This window comes from Xanthomonas sp. DAR33341 (assembly GCF_003992815.1).
Taxonomy (GTDB): domain Bacteria; phylum Pseudomonadota; class Gammaproteobacteria; order Xanthomonadales; family Xanthomonadaceae; genus Xanthomonas; species Xanthomonas cissicola.
The window spans coordinates 1-20,484 of the sequence record NZ_QEYV01000036.1 but is presented as its reverse complement, the minus strand read 5'-3'; the positions used below and the strand labels follow the sequence as shown (position 1 = coordinate 20,484).

14 protein-coding genes and 1 pseudogene are annotated in these 20,484 nt (G+C 66.8%); 3 read left to right on the top strand and 12 right to left on the bottom strand.

The genetic code is table 11. From position 1 onward, the window contains the following. Positions 1–38: 38 nt before the first annotated feature. The 12 genes from EO156_RS18425 to EO156_RS18370 all read right to left on the bottom strand — a co-directional run bounded on the left by EO156_RS18425 (position 39) and on the right by EO156_RS18370 (position 17,154). Entirely contained in the window at positions 39–1,676 is a 1,638-nt protein-coding gene (locus EO156_RS18425) for a DUF5597 domain-containing protein (RefSeq protein WP_026007025.1), read from the bottom strand. Further along, on the bottom strand, positions 1,676–4,015 hold the full coding sequence (locus EO156_RS18420; protein WP_033482780.1) for a S9 family peptidase: 2,340 nt from the start codon (positions 4,013–4,015) through the stop codon (positions 1,676–1,678). Before EO156_RS18420 ends, EO156_RS18425 begins: the two co-directional genes overlap by 1 nt. Further along, entirely contained in the window at positions 4,005–5,591 is a 1,587-nt protein-coding gene (locus tag EO156_RS18415) for an APC family permease (protein WP_016850102.1), read from the bottom strand. Before EO156_RS18415 ends, EO156_RS18420 begins: the two co-directional genes overlap by 11 nt. A gap of 62 nt (positions 5,592–5,653) precedes the next feature. Continuing rightward, complete coding sequence (locus tag EO156_RS18410; RefSeq protein WP_026007023.1) at positions 5,654–7,531, bottom strand: DUF885 family protein; 1,878 nt, start codon at positions 7,529–7,531, stop codon at positions 5,654–5,656. Further along, complete coding sequence (locus tag EO156_RS18405) at positions 7,528–9,345, bottom strand: DUF885 family protein (protein WP_016850100.1); 1,818 nt, start codon at positions 9,343–9,345, stop codon at positions 7,528–7,530. Before EO156_RS18405 ends, EO156_RS18410 begins: the two co-directional genes overlap by 4 nt. A gap of 117 nt (positions 9,346–9,462) precedes the next feature. Then, positions 9,463–10,662: a Xaa-Pro peptidase family protein gene (locus EO156_RS18400; RefSeq protein WP_003484921.1), complete on the bottom strand. Its 1,200-nt coding sequence runs from the start codon at positions 10,660–10,662 to the stop codon at positions 9,463–9,465. Then, entirely contained in the window at positions 10,659–12,275 is a 1,617-nt protein-coding gene (locus tag EO156_RS18395) for an aldehyde dehydrogenase family protein (RefSeq protein WP_016850099.1), read from the bottom strand. Before EO156_RS18395 ends, EO156_RS18400 begins: the two co-directional genes overlap by 4 nt. Positions 12,276–12,485: 210 nt before the next feature. After that, complete coding sequence (locus EO156_RS18390) at positions 12,486–13,394, bottom strand: dihydrodipicolinate synthase family protein (protein WP_016850098.1); 909 nt, start codon at positions 13,392–13,394, stop codon at positions 12,486–12,488. Then, positions 13,391–14,704, bottom strand: coding sequence for an FAD-dependent oxidoreductase (locus tag EO156_RS18385; RefSeq protein WP_029829147.1), 1,314 nt, complete (start codon positions 14,702–14,704; stop codon positions 13,391–13,393). The genes EO156_RS18390 and EO156_RS18385 overlap by 4 nt, the downstream gene beginning before the upstream one ends. After that, on the bottom strand, positions 14,697–14,942 hold the full coding sequence (locus tag EO156_RS18380) for a 2Fe-2S iron-sulfur cluster-binding protein (protein ID WP_005914068.1): 246 nt from the start codon (positions 14,940–14,942) through the stop codon (positions 14,697–14,699). The genes EO156_RS18385 and EO156_RS18380 overlap by 8 nt, the downstream gene beginning before the upstream one ends. Further along, positions 14,939–16,216: an FAD-dependent oxidoreductase gene (locus EO156_RS18375; protein ID WP_033479280.1), complete on the bottom strand. Its 1,278-nt coding sequence runs from the start codon at positions 16,214–16,216 to the stop codon at positions 14,939–14,941. The genes EO156_RS18380 and EO156_RS18375 overlap by 4 nt, the downstream gene beginning before the upstream one ends. Next, positions 16,216–17,154: a proline racemase family protein gene (locus EO156_RS18370; protein ID WP_005914064.1), complete on the bottom strand. Its 939-nt coding sequence runs from the start codon at positions 17,152–17,154 to the stop codon at positions 16,216–16,218. Before EO156_RS18370 ends, EO156_RS18375 begins: the two co-directional genes overlap by 1 nt. A 160-nt stretch (positions 17,155–17,314) precedes the next feature. Between EO156_RS18370 and EO156_RS18365 the strand changes: the two genes are divergently transcribed. The 3 genes and pseudogenes from EO156_RS18365 to EO156_RS18350 form a co-directional block, all read left to right on the top strand. Continuing rightward, positions 17,315–18,031, top strand: a complete 717-nt coding sequence (locus EO156_RS18365) for an AraC family transcriptional regulator (protein WP_003484914.1) — start codon at positions 17,315–17,317, stop codon at positions 18,029–18,031. A 205-nt stretch (positions 18,032–18,236) separates the two neighbouring features. Next, a complete protein-coding gene (ftsY, locus tag EO156_RS18360) occupies positions 18,237–19,865 on the top strand; it encodes a signal recognition particle-docking protein FtsY (RefSeq protein ID WP_003484912.1) in 1,629 nt (542 codons plus the stop codon). Positions 19,866–20,211: 346 nt separating this feature from the next. Next, a pseudogene (locus EO156_RS18350) lies at positions 20,212–20,484 on the top strand (A/G-specific adenine glycosylase); the annotation flags it as partial.

Genomic DNA, 20,484 nt, shown 5'->3' with positions numbered 1-20,484 from the left:
CAACAGGCCGAAGGCGGCGAGGACACGATCAGCAAGGCTCAGTAAGTACCCACCCGCACCCGCAACACCACAGGCACCTTGCCGTTTGCATCCACACGCCCGAAGTTGAGGCCGTAGTCGGTCTGGTCGCCGTTGAGCTGCTTTTCCATCTGCCAGCGCCCGTCGACATACCGCCCCTGCTCCACCCGCAACAGTTGTCCACGACGGGTATCGGCCGCCTCGCGGAAAAATTCAATGCGTGCAGCCATACCGGTCACCAGAAACTCCTCCGGCCCCAGTTGGGCCACGAGCAGCCGGCCGGCGTGGTCGTCGTTGCCGGGCAGAATGGGCGGCGCATCGCCCCACATGGGCGCACCAAACGACACCTTGGCCTCCCACTCGCCGAAGCGTAGCGTCCGCTGCGGCGCGCCGGGCTGCTCGGCCACCGCCTGCAGCCGGCCGTCAAAGGCGGCCTGCGCCAGAATCCGCTGCATCGGCGCGAGCAGCTTGAAGTTGGCGGCGTGCGCAGCGATCGCGTCGCGGTTGGCCTGGCTGTCCTGGTTGCCATCCATGCCGAACACCGAAAAGCCGATCCCGCCCTGCCCCAGCACATGGAACAGATACGGCGCAGTGGCAGCTTCGAAGCCGGTTTCCGAGACCCAGGCTGGGTTATCGGGCCGCGCGTATTGGCCGATGACCTTGGTGTACTCGTTGTAGTCGCTGGTGTAGATGTCGGTACCAATGAAATCGATCGACGGCGTGGCCGCGCGCCACAGCGCGAATACGTTCACTGTCGCACCGCCGGACGGGTAGTCCATGCCCGGATAGCGCTTGCCCTTGTAGCGCAGCCAGGTGTTGACGTAGAGCGGTAGCCGATACGCACGCTTGCCGGCGGCAGCCACCTGTTCGATATACGCAGCGGTTGCATATGCGTTGAACGCTTCGGCAGCTTCGGCGCCGAACAGTTGCTGCCAGCTGCCCTGCGGTTTACCCAGTGCGCGCGCAATCTGGGGCGGCACCGGTTGCGCGAACGCCGCCTCCCCTGCGGGGCCGTGATCGCGCACGGTACCGATCGCGCCTGGCTCGTTTTCCACCTGCACCAGAATCACGGTATGGCGATCGCCATCCACCTTGCGCAGGTGCTGCATCAACGCGGTGAACGCACGCGCATCGGCCTGCATGTTGGCGGCCACATGGGGCGACAACACATCCACCGGCTCACCGTTGGCATCGCGCATGCGCGGGTAGGTCGCCCCGTCGCGCTTGATCCATTCCGGCACGTAATGCATCTGGCCGTTCTTCCAGCTGCCGAACCAGAGCAAGGCCACGCGCAGGCCGCGCTTGCGGGCGCCGGCAATCAGCGCGTCCACATTGGTGGTGTCGAAGCGGCCCTGTTCCGGCTCGAACTGCTCCCAATACACGGGCGCTTCCACCGTGTTGGCATGCAGGGCCACCACGTCGTCCAATGCCTGGGGCAATACCGCCGGCCATGCGCTGGAGTTGTGCAACTGTGCGGCCAAGATGGTGTACGGCGCACCATCGACAAACACGGCATGGCGGCCATCCTTGGTGACGAAGCGCGGCAGTTCTTCGGCGGCCGCAAGCAGCGGTGTGCTACCAGCCAGCAACGCCAGCGACCACAGCAGACCCGCCCCCCGGCTGCGCCGCTGTGCCTTGAATCGAGCAAACAAACGCATCATTGCGCCTCCGACGGCAGGGAATTCCAGTGCGGCGTGGGTTCGTTGCGCAGGTGGCGCACGAAGAAGTCGTACTGGCGACGTTGCACGTAATCGATCGGCCCGCTGGAGCGGCCAACCGAATGTTCGCCACCCGGCACATTGAGCAGGTCGAACTCCTTGCCGGCCCTGATCAGGGCATCGACGACCTGTGCGGTGGACGCCGGATCCACATTGCTGTCCTGCTCGCCGACGATCAGCAGCAGGTCGCCCTGCAGCTTGCGTGCATTGACCACGCCAGACGCCTCTGCATAGTACGCATCCACCGGCCAGCCCATCCACTGCTCATTCCAGCTGATCTTGTCCATGCGGTTGTCGTAGCACCCGGCAAACGCAACGCCCACCTTGTAGAACTCCGGATGACGCTCGAGCGCCCCCAGCGTGCTCTGCCCACCCGCCGACGCACCATAGATGCCGACGCGACTGATGTCGTAAGACGGGTCTTTGGCGGCCAGCGCACGATGCCATGCAATGCGGTCGGCAAACCCGGAATCGCCCAGGTCTTTCCACGCGACATCATGAAACGCCTTGGAGCGGTTGGCGGTCCCCATGCCGTCGATCATCACCACGATGAAACCCAGATCGGCCTGCGCCTGCATGCCGATCTGCTTGTCGCCGCCGGAGTGATAACCGAAGGGCCAGAACGTCTTGGGCACGAAGGAATCGTGCGGCCCGGCGTAGATGTTTTCGATCACCGGATAGGTCTTGCGCGGGTCGTAGTCGCGCGGTCGCACCACCATGCCCCAGATGTCGCTGGTGCCGTCGCGGCCCTTGGCTACGAAGGTCTCCGGCGCGCGCCAGCCGGCGGCCTGCAGCCTGTCGATCGTGCCACGCTCCACGGTATGCAGCAGTTGGCCATCGATGGCGCGCAGCTCCATCACCGGCGGCAGGTCTGGACGCGAGTAGACGTCGACGTAATGCAGGCCATCGTCGGCAATCGCCACGTCGTGGTCGGCCTCGGCGTGGGTCAAGCGGGTCAACCGGCGGCCGTCGAAATCCACGCTGTAGAGTTGTCTGTCGTATGGGTCCTTGCCTGCGTCCATCCCGCTGGCCGTGAACCAGATGCGGCGCTGCGCATCGTCCACGCGCAGCACATCGCGCACCACCCACGGCCCGCGGGTGAGCTGGCGTTTCACCTTGCCGCTGCGTCCATCGAACAGATACAGGTGCCGCCAGCCATCGCGCTCGGAAATCCACAGCACCTCATCGCCACGCCCATCCACGTCGTGGCGAAAGCTGCGGTCGGCATACACGAAGGTGCGCGCGTCTTCGCCGACTGCCACGCGCGCGCGCCCACTGATTGCATCCACCGCAATCACGCGCATGCGCTGGAAGCCGCGCTGCACATACTCGAACGCGACACTGCGCCCGTCGCTGCGCCACTGCAGCGGCGACAACGAATACGGGTTGTCGAACAACGCCGTGTCCACGTCGCGACGCGTGCCGTCCAGCGCAAACAGTACCGGGCGCTCCACATCCACCGCATCGCCCGGCTTGGGATACAACTGGGTATGCACCACCGGTTGCCCACCGCCGGCAGGCGCGGCTTCGACGCGGGTGACACGGCGAGCCAGCCCCGGACGCACGCGATACACCGCCAGCTGCCGCGAGTCCGGCGACCAGGCAACGCTCTCCGGATCGAAATAATCATCGGCACGGCCGTCGCTGCTGAGCCGTGTGACCTGCCCATCGGCGAGATGACGCAATACCAGGTTCCAGCCATCGGCCAGCACCTCCCACTTGGCATCCGGCGAACGACGCGGCGTGGTGTCGGCCGGCACCAGCGGGTCGCGTACCACGCCGAAGCCGCGTGGGCGTGAGGTCGGCTGCAGCCGTGCATCGGGCGCGCAGCGGTAGGTGGTCAGCGTGCAACGCCAGGGCGCATCGTCCAGTGCGAAGACAATGGCGCCATCGCTGCGTTCGCCCTCGGTTGAAAACGAAAACTGCTCGAACGGCAGACGCAGCGGCGCATACGGTTTCCCGGTTGCCGCACTCAGGCCCTGCGCCAGGCGCGCCTGATCGAAGGCCGGCTGCTTCTGCAAGGTGGCCACATCGGCACTGACAAACGCAAAGCCGCCCGGCACTGTCTTGCGGTAGTAGAACCTTCCATCATCCTGCCACTGCGCCGGCCAGGCGACATTCTCTGTCAGCGTGATCCACTGCTCGCGCAAACCCAGCGAGCGTTGGTAATCGGCAACGCTGGGCGCAGCCTGCACAGCACCCGACAACACCAATCCGTAGGCGACCAATGCAGACCACCGACGTAAACCAAATGCGCTGCGGCGCGCATCACTCACCATCGTCCTCCTCCAGCGCAAGCTCGTCGCTGCGCAAACCGCTGCGTGCGCCCCAGTGATAAATGCACAACGCGATGACCGCCACGCCCAACGTATCGAAGGGATGCGCAATCCAGCCATGTCCGCCGAACGTCCCCGCCCACGACACCAGCATCACCAGCACGAAGAACACGATCAGCCACAGCGACGCGCGCACCTGCCGCACCAGGCGCGCGCGGCCCTGGCGCGAAGGCAGGCGCAATAGCACGTACAGCACGAACGCCAGCACCTGCAAGCCTAGCAACCACGACAAGGTCGGCCAGGTGGACCAGTACACGATCAACGCCGCCACCATGAACGACAGCGGCCCCAACATCGGCAGGCCACGCACGAAGAATGGGCGCGGCAAGTCCGGCGCGCTGCGCCGCAGAGCCGCCACCGTGATCGGCGCCACCGCATAGCTCAGCACCAAGGCGGCCGACACCACGCCGATCAGCGTTTCCCAGGAGGGAAACGGCAGCGTCCAGAAGATCGACAAGCCCAGGCTCAACCACAGTGCCGGACGCGGGATGCCCGACGCCGGATCCACCCGCGTCAGCACCGGCAAGAACCCGCCACTGCGTGCCCAGCCATACACCACGCGCGGCGTGGCATTCATGTAGATGTTGCCGGTGCCGCTGGGCGAGACCATCGCATCGCAGATCACCAGCGCGGCCAGCCACGCCATGCCCAACGCCAGGGCGATGTCGTGGTACGGCAGCGAGAAGGCCTTGTCGATGCCCGCCCAGCCTTGCGCGAGTTGCGCGGCCGGGATGCTGCCCAGGAACGTCAGCTGCAGCAGCACGTAAATCGCCGTGGACAGCGCCACCGACAGGATCAGCGCAATCGGAATATTGCGCTGCGGGTCGCGCACCTCACTGGCCACCGACACGATCGGGGTCAACCCCAGATACGCGAAGATGATGCCGCCGGCCGAGATCGCCGCCTCCACGCCCGCCATGCCCGATGGCGCGAACCCATGCACGCTCAGATTGCCGGCATCGAAGTGCTGCATCAGCAGCACGATCACCAGGATCGGCACCAGGAACTTGAAGATGCTGACGATGTTATTGGCCAGCGCAAAGGTCTTGACGCTGAAGTAGTTGAGTACGAAGAACAGCACGAGCAAGGCCAGCTGCACCAGCCAACCCACGACGCTGGGATGGGTGCTGTTTGGCTGGCTCAACCACGGGAACCACGCCGCTGCGTATTGCCGCGCCGCTTCCACTTCGATCGCGATCAGGCTGGAGAACGCGATCAAGGTGATGAAGCCGGTCAGCGAACCGAGCAAGGCGCCATGCGAATATTCCGGGTAGCGCACCACCCCGCCGGCGCGCGGCAATGCCGCGCCGAGTTCGCAATACACCAGCCCAAGCAGCAGCACCGCGATCCCACCGAGGATCCACGACACGATGCCGGCCGGCCCCGCGATCGATGAGACGTGGCTGGCCGAAAACAACCACCCGGAACCGAAGATCGAACCCAGCCCGATAAAGGTCAGGTCGGTCAGGCTGAGGCGCTTGTGGAACTTGCCTTGCGTGGTCGCAGCGTGTGTGGTCATACGTCGCCCCGAAATGTGGAAAGCGCGGTACTGCTCTTAAAGCCATCACGTGCGCGCACGTGTCAGTCGCTGGCGGAGGCCTTCGCCTCTGCCGATGCCTCTGCCTGGTCATCCTGTGGGTACGGCGACACGCCGCCATCGGCGATGAAGCGGTCGATGCGCGCTTCCAGCACCGGCAAAGGCACCGAGCCGGTCTGCAGCACCGCATCGTGGAAGTTGCGCAGGTCGAACTTTTCGCCCAGCGCGGCTTCTGCCTTGCGGCGTAGCTCCAGTATTTTCAGCTCGCCCAGGTAGTACGACAGCGCCTGCCCCGGCCAGGCGATATAGCGGTCTACCTCGGTGGTGACTTCGTGCTCGCTGAGCGCAGTATTGTCGCGCAGGTAGGCCTGCGCCTGCTCGCGCGTCCAGCCCTTGTGGTGGATGCCGGTATCGATCACCAGGCGGCAGGCGCGCCACATCTGGTAGGTCAGGTAGCCGAAACGGTCATAGGGCGTGTCGTACATGCCCATCTCCTGACCCAGATACTCCGAATACAGCGCCCAACCTTCACCGTAGGCGGAGATGAAGCCGTAACGGCGGAACTCCGGCAAGCCTTGCGCCTCTGCCGCGAGCGGCATCTGCAAGGCGTGACCGGGCGAGGATTCGTGCAAGGTCAGCGCGGTCAGGTTGTACAGCGGCCGCGACGGCAGGTTGTAGGTATTGACCAGATAGATGCCCGGCCCACCGCGACCGCCGGTATAGAACGGCGCCAACTCCGGCGGCACCGGTTCGATGGCGAAGCGACGGCGAGGCAGCCGGCCGATGTAATCGCCCACCTTGGCGTCCACGCGCTTGGCGATCCACGCCGCCTGCTTGAGCAACTCTTCCGGCGTCTTGGCATAGAACTGCGGGTCGGTACGCAGGAAGTGCAGAAACGCCGGGAACACGGCCTGCCCGGCCGGCGGCTTGAAGCCGCTGGCCACGATGGTCTGGTCCATCTGCGTGCGCAGCTTGGCCACCTCCTGCACGCCGATCTGATGGATCTGATCGGGGCTCAAGTCCAGCGTGGTGAACTCGCGAATCTGCGCACGGTAATACGCCTGCCCGTCCGGCAACGCTTCGCCGGCCAGCGTGGTGCGTGCGCGCGGCTGGTACTCGTTGCGGATGAAATCCAGCAGCCTGGCGTATGCCGGCACCACCTGTGTATCGATGGCCTTGACTGCCTGCTGGCGCAGTTGCGCCTGCACATCGGCCGGCAGCGTCGCCGGCATCTGCTTGAACGGCGCGTAGAACGGGTTGGCCTCGCCTTTGGCCTGCGCCACATCGGCGATGGATTGGTCGCGCCCGGTCATCGTGACCCGCGGCTGGGTGAAACCGCGTGCCAGCCCGGCGCGCATATTGTCGGTGTGCTCGGCGAAATAGCGCGGGATGTCGGCCAGCATCTTGAGATAACGCTGGTAATCCTCGCGCGTGCGCAGCGTGGCCTCGGCGCCGAAGCCCAGATCGCTCCAGAACGCCGAGTCGCTGTTGAACGGCATCTCCCAGGCGCGAAAATGCTGCTGGTCCAGCAACACCTGCAACTGTTGCCGGTACACCTGGTAGCTCACCTGATCTTCGGCCGACAACTGCGCCTGCGGGATGGCATCCAGTTCCTTCAACACCTGTTGCCAATACGCCGTGCGCTGGTTTTGTGTGGCGACATCGACCTTGGGCAGATGGTCGGCCTGTTGCTCCTGCGTAGCCTGGTTGTCTTCATCCACCGCGCCCGACGCCTGCGCCTGGCGCCAGCGCCACTCGCGCGTGTACAAGGCCTTGAAGCGTGCCGCTGCGGTGTTCTGCGTGGCCGCAGCCGCGGCCTCGGCCTCGGCCTCGGCCGCGTGCACGGGCAAGGCCAGGCCGCCCAGGCTGGCGGCAATCAACAGAGTCAATGTGCTCGCGCGTAACGCGCTGGTGGTGCTCATGGGTGTGCCTCCGGCGCCGCCTTGGCCTGCGTAATCCACTGCCGCACACGTTGCTGCAACAGTGCCAGCGGCATCGCGCCGCCGCCCAGCACCGCATCGTGGAAGGCGCGCACATCGAAGCGCTCACCGAGTTCTTTCTCGGCTTCCGCACGCAACGCCAGGATCTGCAGCTGGCCGAGCTTGTACCCCAGCGCCTGGCCCGGCCACACGATGTAGCGATCGGTTTCGGACTGGATGCTGGGCTCGTCGTCGGATGGATGTGCGTGGAAGAAATCCACCATCTGCTGGCGATTCCAGTGCTTGTAGTGCACGCCGGTGTCGAGCACCAACCGGTTGGCGCGCAGCAATTCGCCGGACAGGCGCCCATAGTCGTTATACGGATCCTTGAAGAAACCGATCTCCTTGCCCAGGCGCTCGGCATACAGCGCCCAACCTTCGATATAGGCGTTGTAGCCGGCCTGCTGGCGGAACGGCGGCAACGGCAATGTCTGCGCAAGCGAAATCTGCAGGTGATGCCCGGGCACGCCTTCGTGATAGGCGGTGGTTTCGATATTGATCAACGTGCGGCTGGCGAAGTCGCTGGTGTTGACCTTCACGATCGCCGGCTTGGTGCCTTCCGGATTGCTCTGCCAGTATTCGGCGCCCGGTGCGGTACGCCGGAACGCCGGCATCGCCTGCACTTCCAGCGGAGTCTTGGGCAGATGGCCGAACAACTTCGGCAGCTCCGGTTCCATCGCTGCGATGTATTGGCGGTACTGCTGCAGGATCTGCTCGCCCGAGGCGGCGAAGTGCCGCTTGTCGGTCTCCACGGCCTTGCGGAAGCTCGCCAGATCGGCAAAACCCTGCGCCTTGGCGATCTGCGTCATCTCGCCTTCGATGCGCGCCACCTCCTTCAGGCCGATCTGGTGGATTTCTTCCGGTGCCATGTCGGTGGTGGTCTGGGTATGGATGGCATAGCGATAACGGCGCTCGCCATCGGGCAGCGACCAGACGCCTTCCTGCGCGCGTCCCTGCGCGGCGTATTCGTCGCGGACGAACGCGGCCAGCTTTCCGTAAGCCGGGCGTACCTGTTGGTCGATCGCTGCGAGCAGCTGTTTGCGCAGCACATCGCGTTGGTCGGCCGGCACGGTGGCGTCGAGCTTTTTCAATGGCGAGGCGAACGGGCTCTGCTCGCCGGTCAAGGCCGCAATCTTGTCGATCTGCTCGGGTAAGCGCTCCAGCAGATAACGCGGCTGGGTGAGGCCGTCCTTCGCGCCCTGACGCGACACCGCGATCACCTGGTCGATCACCGTCGGAATCGTCTGTAGCCGCTTGATGTAGTCCTGGTAATCCTTGGCGTTTTCGAACGGAAAGGCATCGCCGTACCCGGCCAACGCCAACTGTATGCCGCCGATCGGTTCCAGCGGCATTGCATAGGTCTTCAGGTCGATGCCTTCCAGTTTGTCGCGCAACTGGCCCAGCATCATCTGCAGGCTGAGTTGGCGTTGCTCGTCCAGCGTCTTGGCATCCACCGCTTCGAACTGCTTGAGCAGGTCGGCCGTTGCGGCGCGCTCTGCTTGCACGGCCGCCAGCGAGTAATCGCTCCAGCGGTCGTTGTAGCGCTTGTCGCCGATGATGCTGGCGAACTCCGGGTTGTGCTGCAGCTGGTACTGCCACTGCTTGTCCAGCAGCGCATCGAAGGCCTTGGCAGCCTGCTCGCCGGTTGAGGCGGAGCCAGGCGACGCCGCCGGCTCCGCTGCGGGCGGCGCCGGCTTGCAGGCGGTGAACAAGGCGGCGGCGAGTAGACCGATGGCGACGGGACGCAGGTGTTTCATGCATTCACTCCAAGATGCAAGGACAGCGGTAGGAGCGCGCCTGAGCGCGAATGGCTTCACTCGGGAATGCCCGCCGCGCCCGGGTGCGCTCCTACGCGCGCGTGAACCTTCGCAGACTCACGCAAACGGTTGATCGATCGCCACCGACGGCGGCGTGAACCACTGCGCACCATCGTCGGTCACGTAGAAATGGTCTTCCAGGCGCACGCCGAACTGCTCCGGCACCACGATCATCGGCTCGTTGCTGGCACACATGCCCGGCTGCAACGCCAGCGCATTGCCGCGCACCAGGTAAGGCGCCTCGTGAATCGCCAGGCCGCAACCGTGACCGGTGCGATGCGGCAACCCGGGCAGCCGATAGTCGGGCCCGAGCCCGGCTGCTTCCAGCACCTTGCGGGCAGCCTGATCCACCGCTTCGCATGCCACGCCAGGGCGGATCGCTGCGAATGCCGCCGCCTGCGCGGCCTGCTCCAGGTCCCAGATGCGCTGCTGCGCGTCGTTGGCCGCACCATAGATCCAGGTGCGGGTGATGTCGGAGTGGTAGCCCTGCACGGTGCAGCCGGTGTCGATCAACACCAGTTCGCCTTCGCGCAGGTGCTGCACACCCGGGATGCCATGCGGAAACGCAGTGGCGTGACCGTACTGCACGATACAGAAGGTCGATCCGTTGTCGGCGCCCAGCGCGCGATGCGCCTCATCGATGAAACGCACCAGTTCATCGGTCCCGATCCCGTCGTGCGCGATACCGGCCGCCAGCCGCTGTACCAGCAAGGTCATATCGCAAGCCTGCTGCATCAATGCCAGCTCGGCTGGCGACTTGCACATGCGGCAGCCATCGATGATCGCGCCGGCATCACGAATCGCCTTGCCCAGATGCGCACGCAGACCGGTGTGCACGGCGAACGCGATGCCGGGGTCCAGCGCCAGGGCGTGCGCATGGCGCTCATCCATGGCCTGTACCACCAGTGCGTACGGGTCGTCGTGCTCTTCCCACAGGTATTTGGTCGCCGGGATCTTCAGCACCGCATCCAGCGAGCCTTCCTCGAACACGGGGCAGATCAACACCGGATCGCCATCCAGCGTCAGCAGCAGTGCCACCAGACGCTCGCTCGCCCCCCACGGCACGCCGGTGAAATAGCGCAGCGACGTGCCGGCGCCGATCAACAGCGCATCCACGCCATGCCCGCGCATGAGGCTGCGTGCACGCTCGATGCGGCGCTCGTATTCGTCCGCGGCGATCGGCGCGGCGCGTTGGGTCCACGGCGCGAGTTGCGCACGCGCTTGCTCCAGCGACAGCCCGCCGATCTGGCGCTTCATGCGCCGGCTCCAAGATCGGCCGTGCTCCATTGCCCGTCGACCAGACGTGCCACGCCGCCCGGATTGCGCTGGCGCAGTTCGGCGGGCAGCAGTGCATCGGGCACCGCGTCGTAACTGTGCAAGGCGGCAAAACGGCGGATGGCGCCGGGCATGCCCACCGCCGTGAAGCCCGGATGCCCGGTGCTCGGGAACGGGCCACCGTGGTTTTGCGCAGCGCTCACGGCCACGCCGGTTGGCATCTTGCTGTTGATCAACCGCCCTACCCGCGCACGCAGCACCGGGGCGATGGTCTGCCACGCGGCATCGTCGCCGCCGTCGGCCGCGCGGTACAACGTGCCGGTCAGATTGCCTTCGAACGCAGCAGCCACCTGTGCCATCTGCGCCACATCGGCTGCGCGCACCAGCAGGCTCACAGGCCCGAAGGCTTCGGCCTGCAGGGCGTGCGGATTGGCGAGGAAGGCTTGCGCATCCACGCTCAACAAGGTCGGCGCATAACGGTAGCCATCCTCGCCGGTGTGCCCGCCGGCCAGCATGCCGGCGCCGGCCGCACGTAGGCTCGCCACGCCGCGTTGCACGCCTTCTACACCAGAGGCGGAGAACAGCACCATCGGCATGGCCGCTTCGAAATGCGCCTTGCTGGCCGCAACGAACGCATCGCCAGCCGCGCCATGCGGCACCACCACCACACCGGGATTGGTGCAGAACTGCCCGCTACCCAGCGTGCAGGAGGCGAAGAATTCCTGCGCAAGCGCATCGCCGCGTTCGGCCAGCGCGCCCGGCAACAGGAAGACCGGGTTGACGCTGGAAAGCTCGGCATAAAACGGCACGCCCGCCGCGTCTGCGGCGGCCTTAAGTGCCAGGCCACCGGCACGGCTGCCAGTGAATCCGATCGCGCCCAGCCGCGCATCGCCCGCCAATCGCAGGCCGATGGCATTGTCGAAGTGATACAGCAGTTGCACCGCCGCCGCAGGCAGACCGGCCGCGAGCAAGGCCTGATGCGCGAGCTGCGCCATGCGCTGGCTGGTGGCCGGATGCAACGGATGCGCCTTGGCGATGACCGGGTTGCGCGCGGCAATCGCCGAGGCGAAATCGCTGCCGGCAATTGCATTGAACGCGAACGGAAAGTTGTTCGGGCCGAATACCAGCACCGGTTTGCCCAGCGGCGCCAGGTGCGAACGCAGATCTGCCGCGCTGTCGATGATGGGCTGGGTCCAGCTGTAGCTGCGCACGGCCCGTGCGGCCTGCCGCAGTTGGCCGCTGGTGCGCGGCAGTTCGTTACCGCGCAAGCGTGTGGGCGCCGGTAACGCCGTCTCGGCATGCGCCAGCGCGACCAGGGTATCGGCATCGGCATCCAGCGCATCGGCATAGGCTTCCAGAAAGGCCGCGATCCGCTCGACCGGTGCGGCCGCCAACTCCGCCGCCACTGCCTGCGCCGCAACCACGGCCGCTTCCACATCGTCCGCGCCACTGACCGGAAAGTAGGGCCCGATCGGTTCGCCGGCGGCCGGGTCGGCAGCACGGAAGCTGCCGGTGGCGGCGCGGCTGGCTTGCCATCGGCCTGCCAGCAGGATCTCGGCTGCTGCCGCGGGAATGGAGTGGTTCGTATCGTTCATTGCGGCACCTTCGGTGACAGGGAGGCAGGTCCGGCGCTCGGTGCGCTGGCGGCCGACCAGAAAGACGATGAGGATGCGGCACTGGATGCCACATCCGCATCGGCCGACGCATCGCCCCGCGCGCAGGCAAGGCGCGTGGCACGAACCCGCACGACTCGCACCCTGCGCTCACCCGCAGGCGCAACAGACGATGGCAGCATCATGGCGCCATCAAGACAACTTGGGCGCGGTGGCGATGGCATGGTCGATGACCTTCAACGCGGCATCGCGCTCGGCACCGGCCACCAGCAGGCGCGGCGCACGCACCTGCTCGCTGCCCATGCCGACCTTGGCCTGCACCAGTTTGATCAGCTGCACGAAGGTGGGCACCGTATCCAGGCGCAGCAGCGGCAGGAACCAGTGGTAAAGCTCTCTGGCCGCCGGGTAACCGCCATCGCGGGCGAGTTCGAACAGGCGCACCGATTCCTTCGGATACGCATTGACCAGGCCGGCGATCCAACCCTTGGCGCCCATGCTCAGGCCCTCGACGATGGCATCGTCCATGCCCACCAGCAGCGCCAGGCGATCGCCCAGCAATTCCTGCAGCGCGGCGAAGCGGCGCACGTCGCCGGACGATTCCTTCACTGCCTGCAGGTGCGGGAATTCGGCGGCCAGCTCGGCGATCTGCGCCGGGCCGAAATCGGTCTTGTAGGCGACCGGGTTGTTGTACAGGATCACCGGCAGATCGGTTGCGCCGATCACCGCGCGCACATGCGCGCCCATTTCGCGCCAGTCGGTGGAGTACACGTACGGCGGCAGCACCATCAAGCCGCCGCAGCCGATGTCCTTGGCCGCCTTGGCCAGCGCGACCGCTTCGCCGGTGGCCAGGCTCGCGATGCCCGGCACCACCGGCACGCGACCGTTCAAGGCGGTGACCAGCGTGCGCAGGATCGCCAGCTTGTCTTCCACGCTCAAGGTCGCAGCTTCGCCCAACGAGCCCAGCGGCACGATCGCGGTGCAACCGGCATCCACCAGTTGATTGGCGTGCTTGCCGAGGAAGTCGTGGTCGATGTCGCCGTTAGCGGTGAACGGAGTGGTGATGGCCGGCAGCACGCCGTGCCAGAACGCAGCATTGCTCATGGGTGTTTCCCTTGCGAGTCGGAAGTGAACGAGTCGGCCAGCGCCGCGAGGCGGACCGGGAATAACGGCGGCCGGCGGCCGGCGTCGGTGGAAAGATCGGGCGGGCAACGCCCCAGTTCGGCCAGCGCCGCACCGCAGATGCGGCCCTGGCAGGCGCCCATGCCGCAGCGCGAGACGAGCTTGGCGTCGCGTGCATCGTTGAAGCTGTCCAGGGCGGCCAGCGGTACGTCTTCGCAGCGGCAGATCAACGTGTCCGCCTGCGCCAGCGTGCGGATGCGCGGGTCAAGCGCGAATTGCTGCTGCAGCAGATCGGCAAACGCACGCGCGGCGTGACGCCGTGGCTGCAGGCGCAGCGCCGCCTCCGGTGCATCGGCCGCCATATGTCCGGCCATCGCACCTTCAATCAATGCGCAGTCGCGCCCGCCGATGCCGCAGACTTCGCCGGCGGCAAAGATCTGGGTGACGCTGGTACGCAACAGCGCATCCACCTGCACCTGCTGGTGCGCGCCGTACGCTTGCAGCTGGCAACCCAGCAATTGCGCAAGCTCGGTATTGGGCACCAAGCCATAGCCCACCGCCAGTTGATCGCAGGCAAGACGCGTGCGGCCGCTGGGCCCGGCGAGTTCCACTTCGCGCAACTGCGTGTCGCCGTGCGCGGCAATCACCATGCTGCCGGCGCGATATGCCACTGCACGCAGCTGCAGGCGCAGCGCCACCGCCTGCGCGGCCTTGCCCGGCCAGCGCCACAGCTGCAGTGCGAACTGGCGCAAGGCGGCCGGCGAGGTCTGTTCGTGAATGCCGAGCACGTGCGCGCCATGCCGTTGCAACGTGGCCGCACTGGCCAGCAACAACGGGCCACTGCCGGCCACCAGCACGCGCTTGCCCGCCAGCGGCCAGCCCTGCTTGGCCAGCGCCTGCGCCGCACCGGCACCGGTGACGCCGGGCAGGGTCCATCCCGGAAATGGCAGCAGCAATTCGCGCGCACCGGTGGCCAGCACCAACGCGGCGTAATGCAGCTGCAATGTGCCGGTGGGGCCATCGGCCAGGAGCCAGCCCGGTTGCGCCAGCAAAATCTGCGTGCGCGTCAGCACGGTGATCGATGCATTGCCCGCCACCTGCTGCAGCAATGCGCGCGCATCGGCCGGCGCGCCGGAGTGCACATCGCTGCGCCACACCTGACCGCCGGTACGTGGCTGCATGTCGACCACGCCCACGCGCACGCCTTGGCTGGCCGCCGCCCGCGCCGCCGCCAGCCCGGCCGGGCCGGCGCCGATCACCAACACATCGAAATGCAGCACGCGCTCAGCCATCGGTACGTACCTGCATGCCATCGCATGCGTCCACCAGGCACGCGCGTTGCTGTCCCACGCCATCGATGCGCACGCGGCATTCGAAACACACCCCCATGCCGCACAGGGGCGCGCGCGCTTGCCCACTGCTCGATTGCCGAAACTGCAACGTCGCCTGCGCCACTGCCGCCGCCACGCTGGCACCGGCCGGCACCTCGACCATGCGCCCATCCACGTGCAGACGCACCGTCGCGCTCATGCGGGCGCTCCTTGCGCGGCACGCGCCGGTGCGTAGGGCGCCGGGTCGATGGCCGGGGTGCGCCCGAGCAGGCTGTCCACGATCACCCGTGCGCTCCCCAGCGCCGTGGTGACCCCAAGCCCCTCGTGACCGGCGGCCACCCACACATCGCGCCGGCCGGGCACCTTCCCCAAATACGGGCGCCCGTCCGGCGTGGCCGGTCGCAAACCGGTCCACACGCGGATCGCTTGCAGTTCGCGCAGCACCGGCAGGTACGCGAAGGCGCGCTGCAGCATCTGCTGCAGCACCGGCATCGACAAGGCGCGGTCGTGCTCGCCGAACTGGCGCGAGGAGCCGATCAGAATCTGCCCGGTGGGCCGCGGCTGCACATTGAAGGCCACGCTGGTGTCGTCGGCTCCATGCGCCGAATCCGCATAGCCCAGTTCCAGCAGCTGATGCCGGATCAGCCCCGGGTGCCGGTCGGTAATCACCAAATGGCCCTTGCGCGGGCGCAGTGCCAGCTCGGGCAGCAACTGCGGCAAGGCCACACCGCTGGCCACCAGCACCGGCCCGGCGAGCGTCTGCCCATCGTCCAGACGCACCGCATGCTCCTGCAGCTGCACCACGCGGCGGCCGGCGAACAAGCGCGCACCGGACGTGCATGCCGCGCCCACCAAATGCCGCGCGACCCGCGGCGGATACACCACGGCTTCATCGGGCACGCGCATGCCGCCAGCCAGCCCGGGCACCAGCTGTGGTTCCAGCGCGTACAGCTGCGCGGCATCGATCGCTTCGGCATGCAGGCCGGCCGTTGCCAGGCGTGCGATCTTGGCTGGCACCGCCGCCAGTTCGCGCGCATCGCGGGCCACCCACAGCGTTCCGCAGCGGCTGAATTCGGCTTCGCTAAGCGTGGCGAAGCGCTCCCACAGCCGCAGCGAATACGCCGACAACGCCAGCTCGGCCGGGTCGTCGTCCATCGCCACCAAATGCCCCATCGCCGCTGCGGTGGAGCCGCCGCCGATCGGTCCCGGCTCGACGATCGCCACACGAAGGCCCTCGCCCGCCGCCGCTTCCGCGCACGCGGCGCCCACAATGCCGGCGCCGATCACGATCAGGTCGTAACTGCGTCGCGTGCCTGCGGCAGACGCGGCGGACCCGGATTCGGTCACCGCATCCAATCCAGGCGCCGATACCGACGCAGGCGTTGCAGCGGCAGTCCCTGTCATCGCAGCAGACACTGCTGCGCCAGACGGCGTGACCGACGCAAGCACCGGCGCGGGCCGCTGGGGTTCCATCAGGCCACGATGCCCCAGGCGAACGGGTCCGCCGGGTCGATCACCAGTTGCGCGCGCGCGGTGATGTACGCCCGCCCACTGATGCGCGGTGCGATGCCGCGCCCGCTCAGCCGATAATTGCCTTCGAAGGCGCTGCCCAGAATGCCTTGCTGCACCCAGCGCTCGCCTTCGGCCAACTTTCCGTCCGCCGCCAGGCAGGCCAGCTTGGCGCTGGTGCCGGTGCCGCACGGCGAGCGGTCATAGGCCAGCCCCGGGCACAGCACGAAATTGCGCGCCACGCCGCTACCGTCGGGCGCAGCGCCGTTGACTTCGATATGGTCGATCTCGCCACCGGCCTCGCCAGTGATCCCGGCCGCTTCCAGGGCCAGCCGAATCGCCTCGGTATACGCGGTCAGCTCGCGCTGGTGCGCCAGGTCCAGCGCGCACGGCGCATGCTCGGTGATGAAAAACCAGTTGCCGCCCCAGGCTACGTCGCCGCACACCCGGCCATGCCCCGGCACCTCCACCTCGACCCCGCTGGCAAAACGATAGCTCTCGACATTGTCTACCGACACCGTGCCGTCGTCGGCCAGCTCCACGCCCACCGTGCCGACCGGTGTCTCGATCCGGTGCTGGCCCGGCGCGATGCGCCCCAGTTCGGCCAGCGTGCGCACCACGCCAATCGTGCCGTGCCCGCACATGCCCAGGTAGCCGACGTTATTGAAGAAGATCACCCCGGTGCAGGCGCTCGGGTCGCGCGGCGGCAGCAACAAGGCGCCCACCATGGTGTCCGACCCACGCGGCTCGCAGGCGATGGCGCTGCGCCAGTGGTCGAACTCGCTGCGGAAGCGTTCGCGGCACTGCGCCAGATCGCCATCGCCCAGATCTGGAAAACCGGAAAGGACCACGCGGGTAGGCTCGCCTGCCGTGTGGGAGTCGATGACGTCGATGGTGTGCATGGCTCATGCTCCCACTGCCGACCCGCGGACGACTAGCGTTCAATGCCAAGTGAAAATGCGGAAATCCGCACAATCACCCACCCGAATCACAACCGCGCGTTTGCGCTAGGATCATTGCTGGGCTGCACCGTCGTGCAACCGTCTAATCGTGACCGCTACCATGACCCTGATGGACCTCAACCTGCCCGCCCTGGAAATGCAGACGCTGTTCGATGCACTGCCGGATGTGGTGTTCTTCATCAAGGACAGCGAGGGGCGCTACACCCATTGCAACCTGACCCTGGTGCGCCGGTTGGGACGCAAGCTGCGCAGCGAGATCATCGGCCGCTCGCCGCTGGAAGTGTTCCCGTTGCCGCTGGGCGGCAGCTACATGATGCAGGACCGCCGCGTGCTGTGTGGCGAGCTCATCGACAACCAGCTCGAAGTGCATCTGTACCCCAACCGCCTGCCGGGCTGGTGCCTGACCTTCAAACGCCCGCTGTGCGAGGCCAATGAGGTGATCGGTGTGGTCGGCATCTCGCGCGATCTGGGCCAGCCCGACAGCCGTCATTCCGCCTACGAACGCTTGAGCCAGGTGATGGAACACATGCAGACCAACTTCGGAGACAACCTGCGCGTGCAAAGCCTGGCCGACCTGGCCGGGCTGTCGGTGGCGCAGCTGGAACGTCACTTCCGCCGCGTGTTTCAGGTCACCCCGCAGCAATTGCTGACCAAGTTGCGCATCGAATCGGCGATGCGGCTGCTGTACGGCGACGACAGCATCGCCAGCATCGGGCAACGCTGCGGCTTCGCCGACCAGAGTGCCTTCGCGCGCCAGTTCAAGGCCACCGTCGGCATGACGCCGCGTGATTACCGCGCGCTCAAAGGTCAGTTATAAAGACACAACTTCGCGTTGACACATCGCTGGCAAAAATGCCGAATTCGGCAGGATTTGCCACGCGCTAGCGCACCCAGGTGAGCCGCCATACCGACGGCAGTGCGATGCATGCGAGACGCCCGGGCGCGGAGCTGCGCTAAAGGCGGCGTCAAGGTGTCAGGAGGCCCGGATGATAGAATTTCGGGTTTCCCCTACTGCGTTGCCAATGGCCAGCTTTTTTCGCCGTAACAAGCCAACCACGCCCGACAGCTCGCGTACCTCGCGCTACAGCCTGGAAGAACTGGCAGCCGCATTCCCCACCGCGCCGTCTGCCGCCACCCCGGCATCGCCGGTCGAGGCGGTGCCGAATGCCGAGCCAGAACGCGAAGCGGCCGCAACGCCGGTTGTTGCGCCTGTCACGCCTGCTCCGGCAGGCGGCGAGCCTGCAGCGCCCGCGGCGCCGATACCGCCGCAGATCACCGCCGCGCCAGCCGACCAGCTGGCGCAGGAGATCGCTGCACGCACTGGCCAGGCGCAGAGTATTGCCGCCGTCCCGAGCGCGCCCGCAGCTCCTGCGGCGCCTGCGCCGACCGCATTGCAGGCACTGCCAGACCCGATACCCGCCAGCGCCCCCAGCGCGCCGGTCGTGGTGCCGCCGCCGGTCGTAGCGCAGCCGCAGACCGTCCCGACGCCGCCTCCTGCCGTGCCTGCACAGCCGGTGTCGCCACTGCAAAGCGCAGCGCCTGCCGTGGTCGCACCCCCGGTCGCCGCTCCGCCGGCCTCGACGCCTGCACCGGCTGCTGCAACTCCAGCCGGCGCGCCGCCCATCAGTGCCGCGCCGACGGTCACCGCGCCGGCGATTGTCAGTGCACCGCTGCCGAGCACGCAGGACGACAGCATCGTCGGCCAGCGCGAGGCCCTCCCCGCCGCGCCGGCGGGAAAACCCGGCTGGCGCGAGCGGCTGCGCAACAGCACCTTCGCTCGCAGTTTCGGCGGCCTGTTCTCGCGCAATCCCAAGCTCGATGACGACCTGCTCGACGAGATCGAAACCGCGTTGATCACCGCCGACGTCGGCATCGGCGCCACCACGGCGTTGATCGACGGCCTGCGCAAGCGGATGAAGTCGCGCGAATTCGTCGACGCCCAGGCGATGTTCAAGGCCTTGCGTGCCGATCTCATCGCGCTGCTGCAGCCGGTCTCCAAACCGCTGGTGATCGACCGCTCGCTCAAACCGTTCGTGGTGCTCACCGTTGGCGTCAACGGCGTCGGCAAGACCACCACCATCGGCAAGCTCGCCAAGCGCTTCAAGGACGAAGGCAACAGTCTGATGCTCGCAGCCGGCGACACCTTCCGTGCTGCCGCCGTGGCGCAATTGCAGGCCTGGGGCGATCGCAATGGCGTGGCCGTGATCGCGCAGGGGCAAAACGCCGATGCCGCGTCGGTGGCGTTCGACGCGCTGCAGGCCGCCAAGGCGCGCGGCACCGATGTGTTGATCGCCGACACCGCCGGCCGCCTGCATACCCAGACCGGGCTGATGAACGAGCTCGGCAAGATCCGCCGCGTGCTCGGCAAGATCGATGCCGCCGCGCCGCACGAAGTCTTGATGGTCATCGACGGCACCACCGGCCAGAACGCCATTTCGCAGCTGCGCCAGTTCCACGCTGCCGTGGGCGTCACCGGCCTGGTCGTGACCAAGCTCGATGGCACTGCCAAGGGCGGCGTGGTGTTCGCGCTGGCGCGCGAGTTCAATATTCCGATCCGCTTTGCCGGTATCGGCGAGCGCCCGGAGGATCTGCGCGTCTTCGACCCGGTTGCCTTCGTCGACGCGCTGCTGCCGGACGCGTTGGGCGGTTGATCGGAAGATGCCTGCCCGCATCTGCAACCGCTGTGCGCGCAGGCGCGACAGGCAGGTTGCACCGTGCGGCAGGCGTCACGCGATTGGTCCCAGGCAAGACGCGTACCGGAGTTTGCCCAGCCCTCGCCCGCAGCACTCAGAAAGCAATGTCGCGCGGATGCATCAGTGGCCGACGCCCATGCGCCGGCAACACCGCACCGACCTGGCGATGAAGGATGGTTCTGCGAACGGTGCCTGGTCGGAATGACGTTTCCGCTGCGGTGAATGGACGCGCCGCACGACGTACGCAGCAGACCCGCTTCGCGTCCCGCCACCCTCGCCTCCCCCTCCATCGCCAGCAGCGCTCATGCCAGCCGACCACGCCACTCCCTCCGCTGATGCCTTTGTCGACCGCCTGTTGCACTGGTTCGACGGCCACGGTCGCCATGATCTACCCTGGCAGCATCCACGCGCGCCCTATCGGGTGTGGCTGTCGGAAATCATGCTGCAGCAGACCCAGGTCGCGGTGGTCATTCCGTATTTCCACAAGTTCATGGCGCGCTTCCCTGCGCTGGCCGATCTGGCTGCGGCCGACAACGACACGGTGATGGCGCAGTGGGCCGGCCTGGGCTACTACGCC

Bases quoted from the DNA above. Each gene is read 5' to 3' on its own strand.
- EO156_RS18420 (WP_033482780.1), bottom strand. From the start codon at position 4,015: ATGGTGAGTGATGCGCGCCGCAGCGCATTTGGTTTACGTCGGTGGTCT.
- EO156_RS18415 (WP_016850102.1), bottom strand. From the start codon at position 5,591: ATGACCACACACGCTGCGACCACGCAAGGCAAGTTCCACAAGCGCCTC.
- EO156_RS18385 (WP_029829147.1), bottom strand. From the start codon at position 14,704: ATGGCTGAGCGCGTGCTGCATTTCGATGTGTTGGTGATCGGCGCCGGC.
- EO156_RS18375 (WP_033479280.1), bottom strand. From the start codon at position 16,216: ATGGAACCCCAGCGGCCCGCGCCGGTGCTTGCGTCGGTCACGCCGTCT.
- EO156_RS18380 (WP_005914068.1), bottom strand. From the start codon at position 14,942: ATGAGCGCGACGGTGCGTCTGCACGTGGATGGGCGCATGGTCGAGGTG.
- EO156_RS18400 (WP_003484921.1), bottom strand. From the start codon at position 10,662: ATGAAGCGCCAGATCGGCGGGCTGTCGCTGGAGCAAGCGCGTGCGCAA.
- EO156_RS18410 (WP_026007023.1), bottom strand. From the start codon at position 7,531: ATGAGCACCACCAGCGCGTTACGCGCGAGCACATTGACTCTGTTGATT.
- ftsY (WP_003484912.1), top strand. From the start codon at position 18,237: ATGGCCAGCTTTTTTCGCCGTAACAAGCCAACCACGCCCGACAGCTCG.
- EO156_RS18390 (WP_016850098.1), bottom strand. From the start codon at position 13,394: ATGAGCAATGCTGCGTTCTGGCACGGCGTGCTGCCGGCCATCACCACT.
- EO156_RS18365 (WP_003484914.1), top strand. From the start codon at position 17,315: ATGACCCTGATGGACCTCAACCTGCCCGCCCTGGAAATGCAGACGCTG.
- EO156_RS18425 (WP_026007025.1), bottom strand. From the start codon at position 1,676: ATGCGTTTGTTTGCTCGATTCAAGGCACAGCGGCGCAGCCGGGGGGCG.
- EO156_RS18395 (WP_016850099.1), bottom strand. From the start codon at position 12,275: ATGAACGATACGAACCACTCCATTCCCGCGGCAGCAGCCGAGATCCTG.
- EO156_RS18405 (WP_016850100.1), bottom strand. From the start codon at position 9,345: ATGAAACACCTGCGTCCCGTCGCCATCGGTCTACTCGCCGCCGCCTTG.
- EO156_RS18370 (WP_005914064.1), bottom strand. From the start codon at position 17,154: ATGCACACCATCGACGTCATCGACTCCCACACGGCAGGCGAGCCTACC.